The following is a 16,818-nucleotide window of genomic DNA, read 5'->3' as shown; positions in this document are numbered from 1 at the left end:
AGTATTTTGGATTAATTCCGCCCTGAAGGAGCGGGGCTTGTACCGAAATTCCCAATCCAAAATCTAAAATCCAAAATCTTTCGGTAAATAGAGGGATGTAGAGATTGAGTAATGCAACATCTCTCCCAGAATTTGGCTTGACATTAAATCGGTTTTATAGGCAGAAATAGTCACACCAAATTTACCCTCAATAAATTACCCAACAATTAGCGCACTTGCACCTGATAATTGGCTTGGACTGTGGTTTTACCATCTACCACGGGTAAATATAAGCGGATATGAGTGTAAGCGCTGGCTGGTGCTGGCTGATTTTCTACATTCCCATTAGGTAAGGTAACTTTGACTGTGGGGTTTTCAACAAAGTTACGTCCGCCATCAATGCTGTAAGTGATTTTACTATTTTTGTTGACATCAGCTTTTGCCGACTTCGGCACATATACCATACCTTGAGGAATGGGTTGATTGAGAGTCAGATTTTTAACTGGGCGATCGCTGGTGTTTTCGCCAATTATTGTATAACGTAGAACATCACCTGGTTTGACTGTGACTTTACCTTGTAAAGCTTGCCATTGCTTAACTTGCTTACCTTGCTGATCCTGGGTAATGACTTGCTTTTCGGCTTCTAAGCGCAACTGTACTTGACCTTTGGCCGCATTTTGTGCGATCGCACTGCTGGAGTCCCAAATCTTACCTAATCCTGGTATATTACCAACAAACGGCACTGTGGCAATTAAAGCGATCGCACCGATACCGACAACTGAAATCCGCTTCATTTTCATACCCTCAAAAACTGCTGTAATTTGATTTCCTCCAAGAGATGTAGAGACATAGCATTGCTACATCTCTACAAAGAGTTAGTTCACTCTACGTTGGAAAGTAAACGTCCCATCTGCATTGGGTACGACAGTTCCCACATTATTTGTATACCTAGTGACATCTGTATTTACCGTTGTACCAGTGGTAGTGGTAGTGACCGGATTAGTTGCTGGGTTACCATTGAAGAAATTAATCGTTCCAATTCCAGAAGAAGCCTGAGCCGAGCCTACGACGTTGCTGGTATCAATCTCAGTATTACCATCGTTATCTAAAGCCCAGTTATTCGGCGCAGTCACACCATCTTCCACAATTACCACACTGCCAGCTGTCAAAATCACATTACCCGTACCAGCTTGAACATCAGAAATATTGCTGTAGGTAATTCGGTACTCAATAATGTTCCCTGGTGCAGGCTGCTTCTGAGTGGTGCTAAAAGTGCCATCAGTACCCTGTACTGCTGGAGCATTAACATCACCCTGTAAAATGCGTGATTCTTTCACCAATTTCAAGAACCCAGTATATACACGGTCGATAGTAGTATTCTGAGGTTCAGATTGTACACCGGGGGTAGCATCATCAACAAAAGCTGTAACGGGTACTGGGAAACCCCGGTCAATATCGGTAGATAACGGAGTATTAGCAGGTAAATTCACCGTAACAGTGTAATTTACGGTGGCTCCTGGTGCTACGTTAGGAATCGTAATGTAATCAGAAGTGTCATCAATGGGATTACCACCAATAGTAAATACAGTACCATTCCAGACGTAAGTTCTCGTATCCCCATTAGCTGTAATGGTGACTTCTGTACCAGTCGGTAAATCACCAGGAGTCGCTGGTGGCGTGGGTACTAAGGAAATCGGAGCAGTAGCACCACCATTATTTTGCACTGTGTTAGTGAAAACTACAGCATCTGGGTTAAATGTAGACCCTGGTGCGAGACCGACGGGAACCGCAGCCGATTGATTAGTGAAGTCGTCATTATTATCGGTAGGACCAACTGCAGCTGGTACACCATCCGGCCCATTGAGAACATTGGCGGGGGCGTTGATTTCAAAGGTGTTGGCTTCACCACTAGGGCCAGTACCAGTGTTGTTATTGTTGGTATCAGTTCCAGTGTTGGTTAAATCTGCTGGGTCGTTAATATAGCCATCGGAGATCGTCGGAGTTGTATCAGGAATACCATCTCCATTGGGGTCTGTAGAACCTAGTGGAATACTACCGACACCATTATAGTTGCTGGGATTTTGGTCTCCAGATTCGTCATAAACGAGGTTATCGGGAACACTATCCCCATTGCCGTCTACTGGTGTCACACCGTCGGTTTGACCAAATAATTGGGCAATGTTGTTCACCGTTACAGATAGTGCAGTCACAGCATCTCTGACTTTTACCTGCAATGAGAACCCAGTTACCGTTGTACCAGGAGCAACAGAAGTGATAGTTCCGGGGATATTAATAAAACCAATCCGAGTGACAGTACTCAAATCACCAGGATCACTGGTAGTCCACAGTGCTTGATTAGCATTAGTTGTCACAGGAGTAGTGGTATACACAACTTGCCAACCAGCTGGTGCAGTGGGGATGGCGGCTAGTTGAGTATTTAGGGGAATTGCATCAGAAACTAAGATGTGAGTTTGGTTTGTACCATTGAGGTTGATAGTTGTCCCCACTAATGCTGTTGGGGTAATTCCATTATTGGTGGGGTCAGTGTTCTCAACCCGCAAACTCAAACCATAGTTTAATGTATCATCTGTGATTGCTGGAGTTCCTTGATCAGTATAAGTACCCCGTGTCTTCAGGACTGTAGCTAAAGCATAAGGCTTATCCGGTACATTCACAGTGGCTGTTTGGGTAGCACTAGCTTCTCGAACACCATTGACTGGTAGTCCAACTACCTCACCAGGAATAGCACTAGGATCAGGGTTATCTTCAGTATATACGTCACCAGGCTGGGGATCTCGCAGTAAATTCTGACCGTTAGCGGGTGTATTACCCAATTGAACGGTAATATCTTCACCTTGATTCGCACCGGCGTTGACTATCACGGGAACCCGGACTAACACGGAACCACCGGCTGGAATTGAATTAGTTAAAAAGTTAGGATCAGTAACATCAACCCAAGTTGTCCCACCGTTTTCACTGACTTGTACAGTACCCGCAGTACCAGGGCCAGTCACAGTCGCCGAATTGGGAATCCTAATTCTGGTGGGGTCGTTACCAACGTTAGTAACAGTGTATTCATAGTTGAGAGTATTAGTGGGCGCAGGGGGTTCACCGGGATTTGTGACATTATTCACGGCTAACCCAGCAACGGTAATACCTGCTACTTCTGCTACAGTAACAACCACCGTATTAGATGTAGAGTTGATTGTCTCCCCTGGATTATTAGGGTCTTCGTAGGTAGCTGTGGCGGTGTTACTAATGCTTTCACCGGCGGCTGTACCTTCAGCAATTACAGGTAAAGCAAATTCAAAAAAGCTACCAGCTAATAATGCTGTTGCTATTAATGAACGATAAAATTTTGATTGTTTTCTCTGGGAATGGTTCATGCTAACTGTTATTTATCTGTTTCAGGCGAGGTTATTTAAGTAAGCATTCTAAATGTAAATATTTACTTAAATATACATAAGTTACGCTTGCTTTTGATTGCAATAATCAGGTTATGAAGCGGTAAGATGCCTATCGTATGATTAGTTACATATTAAATCAACTTGTATTTTTACTGAAATTAATCTGTTAAAGTTATAAACTTGATAAATAAAATCTATGTAAATTTTCAGGATGCCAAAACTAAAATTTGCCGCTAAATCTTGCCATACAAGACTTTTAATCAAATCAACCCAGATTTTTTTAGCAGCGAAAAAAAGATCCAATTTAAGTATATTAACTGAGCAATTCAAAAATACTAAACACTTAAAAACTACTATATAAGGTTAAGTAACAAAAAATACATCTATTTTGAAAGCATATTGTGGAGAAATCACTACCTGAAACAGTACGATTGTTCTACAATAACCGTAGTAAAGATAGTATTATGAAGGATTGTTTCAAGCCGCCTCTTACTATCACCAAGCCGATATGTCAGATAAAAAGCTAGCCCCATCCTTAAATGGACATCTTCCTAATTCTCAGCACAACAGCCAGAATACCATTCGGATTCGGGGTGCTAGGCAGCATAATCTGAAGAATATTGACTTGGAATTACCGCGCGATCGCCTGATTGTATTTACTGGCGTTTCTGGTTCGGGTAAGTCTTCTTTAGCCTTTGATACCATTTTCGCCGAAGGTCAACGGCGTTATGTAGAGTCCCTCAGCGCCTACGCGCGGCAATTTTTAGGTCAATTAGATAAACCGGATGTGGAAGCCATTGAAGGCTTAAGTCCCGCCATTTCCATCGATCAAAAGTCTACTTCCCACAACCCCCGTTCCACAGTGGGGACGGTGACGGAAATTTACGATTATTTGCGGTTATTGTTTGGTCGCGCTGGTGAACCCCATTGTCCGATATGCGATCGCTCCATTGCACCCCAGACCATCGATGAGATGTGCGATCGCATTTCCGATTTACCAGATAGAACTAAGTTCCAAATTCTTGCGCCAGTTGTCAGAGGTAAAAAAGGAACTCACCGCAAGCTGATATCTAGTTTGGCTTCTCAGGGTTTTGTGCGGGTGCGTGTGGATGGAGAAGTCCGCGAACTGTCAGACTCGATTGAATTAGATAAAAATATTACCCACACTATCGAAGTTGTCATCGACCGCTTGGTGAAAAAAGCTGGTATTCAAGAGCGTTTGGTAGATTCTCTGTCTACGTGCTTAAAACAATCCGGTGGTATTGCTACCATTCTAGTGAGTTTGACTTCTGAGAATGGCGAAGAGAAAGAAGAAGAATTAGTCTTTTCCGAAAACTTTGCTTGTCCGGTACATGGGGCGGTGATGGAAGAGTTATCACCGCGCTTGTTTTCCTTCAATTCGCCTTATGGTGCTTGTCCGCACTGTCACGGCATCGGGACATTAAAGACATTTACGCCTGATTTGATTGTACCAGACCCGAACGCACCAATTTACGCTGCGATCGCGCCTTGGTCGGAAAAAGATAATTCTTATTATTTGGAATTACTTTATAGTGTGGGACAGTCTACTGGGTTTGAGTTACAGGCTAAGTGGAATCAGCTAACTGTGGAACAGCAACACACTGTGATGTATGGGGAGAAGGAAGCAGCCCAAACAAAGCAGAGTTTTAAGGGTGTGATTCCGATTTTGCAACGTCAATATGAGGGTGGAACGGAGTTAGTTAAGCAGAAGTTAGAGCAATATTTGGTTGATCAACCCTGTGAAGTTTGCGGGGGAAAACGTTTAAAACCAGAGGCTTTGGCGGTACGGTTAGGACAATATGGAATTTTAGATTTAACTGGAGTTTCGATTCGGGATTGTCGGGAAAGAATTGATTTGTTAGAGTTGAGCGATCGGCAAATTCAAATTGCTGATTTAGTATTAAGAGAAATCAAAGCTAGATTGCAATTTTTGTTAGATGTTGGTTTAGATTATCTTACTCTAGATCGTCCCGCCATGACTCTTTCTGGTGGAGAAGCCCAACGGATTCGTTTAGCAACACAAATTGGTTCTGGTTTAACTGGAGTGCTTTACGTTTTAGACGAACCAAGTATTGGTTTGCATCAACGAGATAATGGACGATTACTCAAAACTTTAACTAAATTACGCGATTTAGGTAATACTTTAATCGTAGTTGAGCATGATGAAGAAACCATCCGTGCAGCCAATTATATCGTTGATATTGGCCCCGGTGCCGGAATCCACGGTGGAAATATTATTTCTCAAGGAAGTTTAGAAACTTTATTAGCAGCAGAAGATTCTTTAACGGGTGCTTATTTATCAGGAAGAAGAGTAATTTCTACACCAGAGGAACGGAGAAAAGGAAACGGACGCAGTTTAGGAATTAAAAACGCTCATCGTAACAATTTAAGAAATATTGATGTTGAAATTCCTTTAGGTAAACTCGTCGCTGTAACTGGCGTTTCTGGTTCTGGTAAATCTACTCTAATTAATGAATTACTTTATCCCTCATTACAACATCATTTAACGAAGAAAGTTCCTTTACCGAGACACTTACAGGAAATTCAGGGATTAAATGCAGTAGATAAAGCCATTGTGATTGACCAATCGCCCATAGGACGTACACCACGTTCTAATCCTGCAACTTATACAGGTATTTTCGATGCAATTCGGGATGTATTTTCCCAAACTGTAGAAGCTAAAGCCAGAGGATATAAACCCGGACAATTTTCTTTCAATGTTAAAGGTGGACGTTGTGAAGCTTGTAGCGGTCAGGGTGTAAATGTCATTGAAATGAATTTTCTCCCCGATGTTTATGTCCAGTGTGAAGTTTGCAAAGGTGCAAGATATAATCGCGAAACTTTGCAGGTGAAATACAAAGATAAGTCAATTTCTGATGTTCTCAATATGACGGTTGAGGAAAGTTTAGAATTTTTCCAAAACATTCCTAAAGCTGTGACTCGGCTGCAAACTTTATATGATGTCGGTTTGGGTTACGTCAAATTGGGACAACCTGCAACTACCTTATCTGGTGGTGAAGCGCAACGAGTGAAATTAGCCACAGAACTATCTCGCCGGGCGACAGGTAAGACACTTTATTTAATAGATGAACCAACTACAGGATTATCTTTTTATGATGTCCATAAATTGTTGGATGTGTTGCAGAGATTAGTAGATAAAGGCAATTCAATTTTAGTGATTGAACACAATTTAGACGTGATTCGTTGCTCTGATTGGGTGATTGATTTGGGGCCTGAAGGTGGCGATAAAGGGGGAGAAATCATTGCTGTGGGGACACCGGAGGAAGTCGCTAAAAATCCTCGTTCTTATACTGGACAATATTTGCAGCAGGTTTTAAAGCAGTATTCCAAGGGGAGGAAGTAGGAGTTCTGTTTCACGCAAAGGTAAATTTAACACCAGATCCCCGACTTCTCAAAGAAGTCGGGGATCTAGGGGTTCTAGAGAAGTCGGGGTTCTATATCCTGAGTGAGCAACTTTGGACACAATCTGCATTTTTTATAGTCAATACTTAATAAAATAGAAAGATTTGACTATGAAACTGAATTTAAGTCATGGAGTTTTAGTAGTAAGACTGGCATTATTAGGATTAATGCCACTTGCAGCAAATGCTCCAACTAATAGCTTCCAATATCCACAGCCGAATCGACAAGGTGACTATACATCAATTCTCAGCCAGTTTCAGAATAGGAAGAAATCTGACCATCTTGTATGGAATGTTGTAACTAGCAAGCTTAATTGTCGCGCCCAAGCTGGAGTGAATTACCCTGTGGTGCGATCGCTTGCAAAAGGTGATAATCTCAATATCGTGGCAAATCCGAGAATTTATCGAGATAAACAAGGTTTACCCTGGCTGTATATTGCCAAAGAAGGCAGTGCAGAAGATATCAAAATTCGATGTTTTGTGCGCGCCAATACTCAGTTTATCAAACCAATCCCTTACTCCTTTTAGATCCTCCAGGGGCTGAAAAAATTAATCTCTCAACACACTAGCCATACCAAAACCTATATGCTATGATGACAAAGTATGAAACGTAAGGCTCAGTAGCTCAGTTGGTTAGAGTACGGGACTCATAAGCCTGGGGTCGTCAGTTCAAATCTGACCTGAGCCATTTTAAAACAAATTTACCAAGTTACAGCAGATAGTCAAAAAATTGACTATCGGTTTTTTCGCTGTTTTGATCCACATTGATACCAATGTGGGATTTGTGCTGTAAATATACTGTAAAATTGGAGACTACAATCATTAAAGTTGCTCCATATTGCTGGGTAGCTGCTACAGCTATTACACTATTGATTTGTGGGTGTAATCAAATGACAGAGTATTTTTTACCAGAAGATTTTAAAGTATATGTGAATGCTCAAGGGTCTATTGTTAACTGGCCAGCACCTGGGTATACAGAGAAAGTTTTGACCACAGTTAACAAGTACACCGGGGAAGATGGTGGTTATATTGCTTGTTATTCTCGTCATTCAGAGGCAAGTATTTACTCTGTTGGTGGTGGAATTTATGTCATGGGTCAAATTCGCTTACAAGGACGATACATTGGGCGGATATTTCACCCCAAAGGTTATGAGGGTAAAGATATCAGTGCGGCTCAAGAATTTAAAGACCTCTGCAATGAAACTTTTCCTACAGCACGTTCTGGCGGTTGGGCTGGTGGTGATACTGGGGGCTGGTTTGGAATTGACTAAGTTCATAATTGGTAATGAATAATTCTTTACCTTTGGCTGCACTACCTTGTTTATAGTTATTCATGCCATACTGCAATTCCCACTCACACAGATGAGAGTTGGGAAAGTTGTCTCTAATTTGAGGTGAATCATCACTTTTGGCAGCCAGATTTGAGGAAATAGAATCTGGGAAATTAGTTGTGTTGATTGTAGATGAATGACATTACATTAAAATTTATACAATTATCTAAATATTATCATCAATGATAACGCCCGATACTTTAAGCAATGTCCAGAGGAAACTGGAAGAAAGAGCCACGACAGATAAAGGAGTCATAGAAGAACTACGTAGTGAGATTCGACCATTGAAAACTGAAGTGCGTCGAATTAATCCTAGAACAACAACATCTATTTCTCTTGTTGCTGCTGATGGAGGAAACAATAAAGTTAATTTTGATCCGTACTTATTTCAATTGGTTAGGGTTGTAGACTCTTACGGGAGAGAACTGTTACTAGATTTAACTTCTCCAACGACAAATATTGAAGAATTGTCAATTAGCCACCTAGACAAGGATGGTAATCATAAATCAGCTTTGGGGCTGATGATGAAAGAGTTGGGAGTAGAAACTCTTTGGGAACTTAGCCCGATGATACCTAAACCTGATGAAGAAAATCCTAACCCTTCATGGGTTTTAGTGTATCGTGATTTGGCAGAATGGGGAGCTTTGTATCAGATGCTTCAGGAAGGAGGGTTTAATACAGATACTTTAATTGTTCGTGATGGACTCCTAAGAAGCAAAATTTTCACCCAAAAACTCTTTAAGGATCTTTTAGAAAAAATTAATGATGCTATCAAAGAAATTTATTGTCTGACTAGAAGGCGTGTTTATCTGGTTGGTTTTTCTAAAAAAAGCAAGGTAATTACACGATATAGATTAGCATTTGCATTAGAAGGAATATTGACTCAAGGTTATCCATGCTATGTAGAAATACCGCCACATATTCAAAGAAAAGCATATATTTGGGACGAGTACGCTACAGGAAGTGAAGCTGAAAAATTTGTAGGGGGACGTTTATTTATGGTCAGATTTGGTAGTCGCATAAATGATCCAATCTGGCCAGTTGATATTTTTCTCCCTCAGCTTAAGCAAGTTTCCCAAGTCATGGGGTATTTATTGGCAGATGCTAATGATGGTTTCCCAGTTCCCTTCTATCCTAGATGTTTACAGAAAGCCCATGAGCAAGCTGCTCTAGTGGGTTTTGATATGGAAGTGATGGAAGATATGATTGTCAACGCTGTGCGTCAATCATTCACTCCAGAAGAACAAAATGTTGTGGATAGAGTTAGACTACAATCTGATGTAAGTATGTTGCGATATGAATAACACACCTTTATTTCCCAAGGAAAATATCTCAGGTATTTTTAGAGGTTTCAGTGAAGGAGGGCTGGAATTTCATGCGGATATTGTCTTGCCATATCGGAATGATTTTCAAAGTATTCCTATGCATGGACAGTTTCTTCTGGTACAACTGGCTACTGAAGATGAGGCGGTTTTAGGAAGAATCACATCTTTCTACTCAGACGGAAAACTGACTAGAGAACATGGTGAGGATTTCAGTTTAAGAGCGATGGGAGAAGACCGAGAAATTCCAGAAGACCTGCGTGAACAATACGTAAAATATCGAGTTAATATCAGAGTTCTGGGAGTAATACGTCACTCTAATGGAAAGTTTGTATTTGTAGCTTCTCATCGTCGTCTTCCTCATGTTGGTAGTAAAGTTGCTTTTCCAAGTGATGAGATTTTAAGAGAAATAGCAGGACATAATACTCTAGGAGCAGACCTTGGTTTTTTTGCACTGGGAGAATTTGTTTACGCTGGTGATGATTCACGGCTTGGTGTTGCTGATTGGATGCAGGTTAAACATCCAGAAGTTATTACTCATTTTCCTGTACAGAATTTAGTTTCCCGAAGATCATTTGTATTTGCACGGGCTGGTTATGGGAAGTCTAACTTGGTCAAATTGTTGTTTAGCGAACTATACAAAACAATACCAACTAAAAAGAAACGAGATCAAGAAGTCCCAGTGGGAACCCTAATCTTTGATCCAGAAGGTGAATATTTCTGGCCAGATGATAACGGTAGACCTGGTTTTACAGATGTTCCACATTTACAAGATAAACTTGTAATTTTTACTCGTCGTGAAGCTCCTAGTGATTTTTATGGTTCTTTTGTAGCTGGTGGTGTTAAGCTGGATATTAGGCGTTTGAAACCTACTGAAATTGTTGGCGTTGCATTGTCACCAGAGCGACAAGAACAGCAAAATGTTCGCAAAATCAGAGGATTATCTAATGAAAAGTGGATACAAATTGTTGATTTAGCTTACAAAGATGGCTATGGTGCAGATATAAGAAAAGTGAAGGATTTACTAAGTATCGGCGACGGGTCTGATGCAGAAGCTGGAGCAGCTTTAAGCAACATAGTTTATATTGTCAGAACTTTACATGATCCTAATAGTCGTCTGATGGATTTCTTGAAAAAAAGTTTGAAAGAAGGCAAGCTTTGCATTGTAGATATTTCACAGATGCGAGGAGAACAAGGGCTAACTTTATCTAGTTTGATTCTTCAACAAATATTTAATCATAACCAGGATAACTTTACTAAAAAGGATGCTAAAACTATTCCTACCATTGCTGTTTTAGAAGAAGCCCAAAGTGTCCTTAATCAAGGTAGTGGTTCAAGTAATGGAGCTTTTGTAGATTGGTTTAAAGAAGGACGTAAATATGACTTAGGTGCTGTGATGATTACTCAACAACCTGGAAGTATTCCGGTTGAATTACTTAGTCAAGGTGATAATTGGTTTGTATTTCACTTACTATCTGCTTCAGATTTAAAGAGTTTACAAAGAGCTAATTCTCACTTTAGTGATGATTTACTAGGTGGTCTTTTGAACGAACCATTACCAGGACAAGGAGTAATGTGGAGTAGTGTAAGTGCTAATCCTTATCCTGTTTCGTTTCGTGCGCTATCATTTGAAAAAATATATCCATACCCTTTAGATTCTAACTATGATAAAGAATCTGTTGAGACGTTTGCTACCAAAATCAAAAGAGAATTAAATGGACAAGTCAATAATATATCTCTAGATGGTCAAGATTTAGAAGGAACTAGAGAAATTTCAGAACAAGAGTCAGAAAGTTCTCCAACACCAGAAACAGGAGATTGGTATGTTAATAGCATTAATCAAGCCATTGAAGAACTGACGAGAGATAGTGAGTTTCAGCAAAGAGTTGTTAATAGTAATGGACTTCCTTGGGGTAAACTCATGGAACTTACTAAAAAGTTTCTGCCAGAAGAGCTACATGATGATATATCAACAGTAAACAGTTGTATCAAACAAACACTTACACAAGTTTTAGGTGAAGAAGGAAAAGATTGGAAGTCTGAATCCCGAACAAAAACAAGCGGAGGTACTTATAAATGGGTATGCCGTATAACTGAATAGCTGATTTAACACAGTAAAATATGTCCAATTCAGATGATTCTGCAAAAATGAATATGAAAAGTTTCATTTGAATTGGAACCATTGATAATTTATTATTACACGAATTTTATATAAAAATATTCTTGATTAGTTTAGGAAGTTTTAATAGGAAAATTTGCTATCAGTAATTCTGCACCTCGTCTAGATTTTTGCCCACTAACATTAGTCATACCATAAGCTTTTTCCCACTCTGATTGATCAACAGCCCAATCATATAGCTCTTTAATTTCTGGACAATTATCAATTGTCATTAACCACTTGCATTTATCATTGTAATCTTTTAACACTTTTGCTAAACGTACATGATCAAAAGTTTTATGTAAATCTCCATTCTTCCCATACAATCCTGAAGCTTTAGCAGATAAATAAGGTGGATCTAGAAAAATAAATATATCTTCACCTGGTTCTTTGATAACTTCTTCATAATCTAAATTAGTAAACCGCACATCTTTGAGAACGTCTGTTAAACGTCTTAAAGTTTGAATGCTAGAGTCTGTAAAACGCTGACAATAAGCAGCTTGAGTCATTCCTCCACATTCGGTAGAACCTCCAGATGTACTACGATTTAAAATAAAAAATTTAGCTGCTCTATTTAATTGGTTATCTGTAGATAATGTATTATTAAGATTCAATGTAAAACTTTTACGGAATTTTTGCCATGCTTTACAGTTTGCTTGTTCACCTCTATAGTCTTTTTTAAGTGATACAACTAAATCAGCAAGTTCATTGACATCACATTTAACCTGATTCCAGAAATGCACTACTGAAGGATTTAAATCATTTCCCCAGTATTTTTCAGCTTTTGATTCTTCTAAAGCGTAAAGAAGTAGACTAGCGCCTCCTAAAAAAGGCTCTCTAAATTCCTTACAGGGGAGCAAAAATTTAGACAAAAATGGAATATCTTTCTGTTTTCCTCCGGGGTAACGAAGAGGTGATTTATAACTACGTTTAAATTTCATTAATCTCTAGGTTGTTTGGCGCTCGTGCGGCTACAAATTACCATTTATAAAATAATTTATCAACTATTTATTGAAAATGCCTGATTACTTCGGAAACTGACCAGGCTTGTGCGATCGCACCTTTCGGTGCATGAGGCCAATCTCCATCAAATATCTCCGAAATCGAGTTAATACAGCCATCAGCCAGGAAGTGGTCTAGCAGTGGTTGCCAATCAAATGGTAAAGGTTGTTCTGGGTAAGAACGCTGCCAAGCACGGGTATAGGGACCAATTAGCCAACCCCAAACAGTACCTTGGTGGTAGGAGCGATCGCGCTGTTGTGAGTCGCCCGTGTATTTGCCTATATAATCGAGGTCGGCTGGATCAAGACTGCGAAGACCATAGGGGGTGAGTAAACGGGAAGTAGCCAAATCCATCACCGCTCGCCCTTGCTGTTGTGAAAACCCGCAATGATGCAGTGACAATGCCAAAACCGCATTCGGACGAATCTGGGAATTGCGACCATCATCGGGATCAATACTGTCGTACAAATACCCAATCTGTGGATTCCAAAACTTTTGCAGGGAAATTGTCACTTGTTGCGCTTGTTGAGTATAACGCTGCGCCTGCCTTGCCAGCCGGGCTGAGTCGCCTAACTCCATTTGGCTTAATCTTTCCGCCCATTGACTCATCCAACATAAGGCAGAATACCATAGGGCATTGATTTCTACTGGTTTACCATTACGGGGTGTTATGGGCTGTCCCCCAATCACTACATCCATCCAGGTGAGGGCGACACCGCGCACGTCCCAACTCACTAACCCATCTGTAGCATCAACTTGGATGTTGTAACGTGTACCTCCGATAAATGCTTTGTGAATTTGCTGCACTACGGGAAATTGTTCGGCTAAAAATTCCCAGTCTTGGGTGGCTTCTAAGTAAAGTCCTAATGTTTCAATCCACCATAAAACGGCATCAATACTGTTATAAGCCGGTTCTTCACCGATATCAGGAAAAACATTCGGAATTAATCCGTGGTGACAGTAACGCCCAAAAGTTTGCAATAGTCCTTTGGCTAATTCAAAGCGCTGTGTGACTAAGGCTAAACCCGGTAAAGCAATTAAGGTATCACGCCCCCAATCATTGAACCAGTGATAACCAGCAATCACTGTGGGGCCAGCTATGGAGGCTCGATAAACGATAAACTGGTCGCTGGCTTTTAATAATTGCTGCCAAATGGGGGATGAGGGGGATTGATTTTTTCCCCAACCAAAAATCTGGGATAGCCTTTCTTGTTCGGCTTCCACAGCCTCGGCAAAAATTCCGGGAGCGAGTAGACTTTGCAGTGGGTCGGGAAAACCCATCTGTGCTTCTAAGGTGACTGCATCTCCTGGTTGGAGTATAACTGTCAAGTAACCAGGGCTGTAGAGGTCTTCGCGATCGCCTAATCCTCGTTCTTTTTCCTCTGGTAACTGATAATCCCAATACCAAACTGCATCTGCTTGATATTCCCCCTGCGTCCAACGCAAATGCCAAGGTGTGCCGAATTCCCCGGAAAATATGGCTTGGAGACAAACTTGATTTTGACCGAGTATTTGGGAAAACTGTAAGTCTTGATCACCTTTTTGCTGGTGGTGAAAATCGCGATCGCCGATCAGCAACCGCAGCCGTAAAATGGCGGTATCACTGCCTTCATAGCGATACTGAATCAATAGCCGATGTGAACCAATGTCTTTCTCCCCACCTCCCCACCCGTGAGGCATCAGCAATTGCCTGCTTAGTTGCCAGTTATCTTGTTTCCAAATCCATTTAGGAACTGGGTTAATATCAAAAGAGTCTAGGAGTTTGTAGCCCTGGGGCGAAATCTCCTGATGTCCCCAAAAGTTAGTCCCTAGTGCGATCGCCCTTCCTGATACTTCCACGCTAGCTTCTAGGTGGGAAAACAGCAAAGTCCGACCAGAGGGCGGATTGGTCGCGGCAAATAGCCAACCATGATAAGCCCGCGTGCGAACGTCAGAAATCGTCCCACTGGCAAAACTCCCCAAGCCATTAGTCAGTAACCATTCTCTTGTATCTAAATCTGGCATTTGTTACTCAAAATCGTTATGACTATGATATAGTCGTAACAGATTGTAATTAAACTGTAACAATTGTAGATGGGTAAGTGTAAACTCACCCAAATTTCCAAGGTATTATACTTATATAAGTTGAAGGAGAATTCGTTTAATGTCCCTCACTTACGCAGCAGAAGGATGCCTCCGTGTAGGTCAACAGGCTCCAGAATTTACAGCAACGGCTGTACTAGATCAAGAATTTAAGAATATTAAACTTTCCGACTATCGCGGTAAGTATGTGATTCTGTTTTTCTACCCCCTAGACTTTACCTTTGTTTGCCCGACCGAGATCACAGCATTTAGCGATCGCCACGAAGAATTTAAGCAAATTAACACTGAAGTTCTCGGTGTCTCCGTGGATAGCGAGTTCTCTCACTTGGCGTGGATTCAAACTGATCGCAAGTCTGGTGGTGTTGGCGACCTGAATTATCCCTTGGTTTCCGACATCAAAAAAGAGATTAGCGCCACCTACAATGTCCTTGACCCAGCCGCTGGTATTGCCTTGCGCGGTTTGTTCATTATTGATAAAGATGGTGTAATCCAGCACTCTACCGTTAACAACCTGGCTTTTGGTCGCAGCGTTGACGAAACCCTACGGACATTGCAAGCAATTCAGTATGTCCAGTCCCACCCTGATGAAGTTTGCCCAGCTGGTTGGCAACCTGGGGATCAGACAATGGTTCCTGACCCAGTGAAGTCCAAAGTCTACTTCGCTGCTGTCTAGATTTTTCGGGAAGATTCAGATCATCAAAACCACAGATGCACACAGATGAACACAGATACTCCTTAGTCAGTGTTGGTTTCTATGTATATCTGTGGTTTTTAATTTCAAATTTTTTTATCAATAAATTAGCAGAAAAATATGTTAACTTCTACTGATTTTAGCGGCTTATTAAATGAGCGCTTCTTCCGAAACTTTTTACCAATCCCCGCAAAAAATGAGCTAAGGCTGGGAGTAGGGACACCAGATTTTCAACTGCCAGATATCACTAATGGCACTGTGGTGAAATTATCAAATTACAAAGGTCAGCAACCAGTCTTACTTGCTTTTACACGCATCTTTACAGAAAAGCAGTATTGTCCCTTTTGCTTTCCTCATATTAAAGCTTTGAATGAAAACTACGCACAATTTAAAAGTCGTGGAATTGAAGTTTTAATGATTACTAGTACCGATGAAAAGCAAAGTCAAATAGTAATCAAAGATTTGGGTTTACAAATGCCCTTGCTGAGTGATCCTAGTTGTCGGGTATTTCAAACATACAAAGTAGGGCAAGCCTTGGGTGCGCCTTTACCAGCCCAGTTTGTGCTAGACAAAGATGGTAAGTTGATTTACAGGCATTTGTTTTCCTTTTTAGATTACAATGCTAGCGTGGAGACATTATTAAAACAATTCAATTAAAAGTGTGAGGTGATTTCATGTTGAAGCTTTATTACAATCCAATCTCAATCAATTGCCGTAGAGTATGGATAGCGCTACTGGAAAAAAAACTAGAATTTGATCTAGTAGAAATGAAACTGGATGGAGACCAGTTACAACAGGAATTTCTGGCGATTAACCCCTTACATCATATTCCAGTTTTGGTGGATGATGGCTTTAACGTAGTGGAATCATTAGCAATTCTCGACTACTTAGAAGCAAAATCCCCTACTTCCCCACTGCTACCCACAGATGCCAAGAATTTAGCGATCGCCCGTATGGTAGAAATGGTAACAGTCAATGAACTGATGCCTGCCATGAATCCGCTAATTTATCAGATGATGGGTTTTGCTGGTGGTGAAGATTCGCAGAAACTGGAACAAGCAAAGCATCAATTAGCTAAAGTATTGCCATTCTTAGAAAACTTATTAGGCGATCGCCCATATTTTGGTAGTGATCAATTAACTTTAGCCGATATCGTTGCTGGATGTGCAGTACCTTGGTTACCAACTTTAGGTTTTCCCTTGATTGACTACCAAAAGTTGAGTGCTTGGACTGAACGCTTGATGGCACGTTCCTCATGGCAAAAAACTCAACCCACACCAGAGATGATTGCAGCTTATAAGTCTCAGAAGCAAGCCTTAGCTGCAAAACGGTAGCACTTTCAACACCTAAGTTCTCAACCTCACAGAGACTCTTTGTGTTCTCAGCGTCTCTGTGATTCTATA

Annotated in this window: 12 protein-coding genes, 1 tRNA gene and 1 pseudogene; 9 read left to right on the top strand and 5 right to left on the bottom strand. The window is 40.8% G+C overall.

All coding sequences use genetic code 11. The annotated features are described in order from the left end of the window. Positions 1–206: 206 nt before the first annotated feature. Entirely contained in the window at positions 207–773 is a 567-nt protein-coding gene (locus tag AACX33_RS13425) for a DUF11 domain-containing protein (RefSeq protein WP_194002035.1), read from the bottom strand. An 81-nt stretch (positions 774–854) separates the two neighbouring features. Continuing rightward, positions 855–3,365 (bottom strand): DUF7925 domain-containing protein, encoded by a 2,511-nt coding sequence (locus tag AACX33_RS13420; protein ID WP_194002033.1) that lies wholly within the window; start codon positions 3,363–3,365, stop codon positions 855–857. A 529-nt stretch (positions 3,366–3,894) separates the two neighbouring features. Here AACX33_RS13420 and uvrA point away from each other — a divergent pair. The 4 genes from uvrA to AACX33_RS13400 all read left to right on the top strand — a co-directional run bounded on the left by uvrA (position 3,895) and on the right by AACX33_RS13400 (position 8,100). Further along, positions 3,895–6,771 (top strand): excinuclease ABC subunit UvrA, encoded by a 2,877-nt coding sequence (gene uvrA, locus AACX33_RS13415; RefSeq protein ID WP_194002190.1) that lies wholly within the window; start codon positions 3,895–3,897, stop codon positions 6,769–6,771. A gap of 169 nt (positions 6,772–6,940) precedes the next feature. Next, positions 6,941–7,357, top strand: coding sequence for a hypothetical protein (locus tag AACX33_RS13410; RefSeq protein WP_194002031.1), 417 nt, complete (start codon positions 6,941–6,943; stop codon positions 7,355–7,357). An 86-nt stretch (positions 7,358–7,443) separates the two neighbouring features. Next, positions 7,444–7,517 (top strand) — tRNA-Met (locus AACX33_RS13405). 202 nt (positions 7,518–7,719) lie between these two features. Further along, positions 7,720–8,100: a hypothetical protein gene (locus AACX33_RS13400; RefSeq protein ID WP_194002029.1), complete on the top strand. Its 381-nt coding sequence runs from the start codon at positions 7,720–7,722 to the stop codon at positions 8,098–8,100. Here AACX33_RS13400 and AACX33_RS13395 read toward each other — a convergent pair. Continuing rightward, positions 8,039–8,233, bottom strand: a pseudogene (locus AACX33_RS13395) (DNA adenine methylase); the annotation flags it as partial. The gene AACX33_RS13400 and the pseudogene AACX33_RS13395 overlap by 62 nt on opposite strands. A 211-nt stretch (positions 8,234–8,444) precedes the next feature. Between AACX33_RS13395 and AACX33_RS13390 the strand changes: the two are divergent. Together AACX33_RS13390 and AACX33_RS13385 are read left to right on the top strand one after the other, a co-directional pair. Next, positions 8,445–9,464 carry a hypothetical protein gene (locus AACX33_RS13390; RefSeq protein ID WP_228049101.1) on the top strand — a complete coding sequence of 340 codons (1,020 nt, stop codon included), beginning with the start codon at positions 8,445–8,447 and terminating at the stop codon, positions 9,462–9,464. Next, the gene (locus AACX33_RS13385) at positions 9,457–11,583 is read left to right on the top strand and encodes an ATP-binding protein (protein WP_194002024.1); all 2,127 of its coding nucleotides are present in this window, start codon (positions 9,457–9,459) and stop codon (positions 11,581–11,583) included. The genes AACX33_RS13390 and AACX33_RS13385 overlap by 8 nt, the downstream gene beginning before the upstream one ends. A 131-nt stretch (positions 11,584–11,714) precedes the next feature. On the opposite strand, the gene AACX33_RS13380 is transcribed toward AACX33_RS13385, so the two are convergent. Further along, positions 11,715–12,581, bottom strand: a complete 867-nt coding sequence (locus AACX33_RS13380; RefSeq protein WP_194002022.1) for a DNA adenine methylase — start codon at positions 12,579–12,581, stop codon at positions 11,715–11,717. Between the two features lie 67 nt (positions 12,582–12,648). Further along, positions 12,649–14,646, bottom strand: a complete 1,998-nt coding sequence (locus AACX33_RS13375) for an amylo-alpha-1,6-glucosidase (RefSeq protein ID WP_194002020.1) — start codon at positions 14,644–14,646, stop codon at positions 12,649–12,651. A 139-nt stretch (positions 14,647–14,785) separates the two neighbouring features. Here AACX33_RS13375 and AACX33_RS13370 point away from each other — a divergent pair, with 139 nt between their 5' ends. From AACX33_RS13370 to AACX33_RS13360, 3 genes are all read left to right on the top strand, one after another. After that, entirely contained in the window at positions 14,786–15,397 is a 612-nt protein-coding gene (locus AACX33_RS13370; protein ID WP_194002018.1) for a peroxiredoxin, read from the top strand. Between the two features lie 138 nt (positions 15,398–15,535). Beyond that, positions 15,536–16,072 carry a peroxiredoxin family protein gene (locus tag AACX33_RS13365; RefSeq protein ID WP_194002016.1) on the top strand — a complete coding sequence of 179 codons (537 nt, stop codon included), beginning with the start codon at positions 15,536–15,538 and terminating at the stop codon, positions 16,070–16,072. A 17-nt stretch (positions 16,073–16,089) separates the two neighbouring features. Continuing rightward, a complete protein-coding gene (locus AACX33_RS13360; protein WP_194002014.1) occupies positions 16,090–16,749 on the top strand; it encodes a glutathione S-transferase family protein in 660 nt (219 codons plus the stop codon). Positions 16,750–16,818 lie beyond the last annotated feature (69 nt).

The organism is Nodularia sp. LEGE 04288 (assembly GCF_963896525.1).
Lineage (GTDB): Bacteria > Cyanobacteriota > Cyanobacteriia > Cyanobacteriales > Nostocaceae > Nodularia.
The sequence above is the reverse complement of the archived record's forward strand: the minus strand, read 5'-3'. Positions and strand labels throughout refer to the sequence as shown.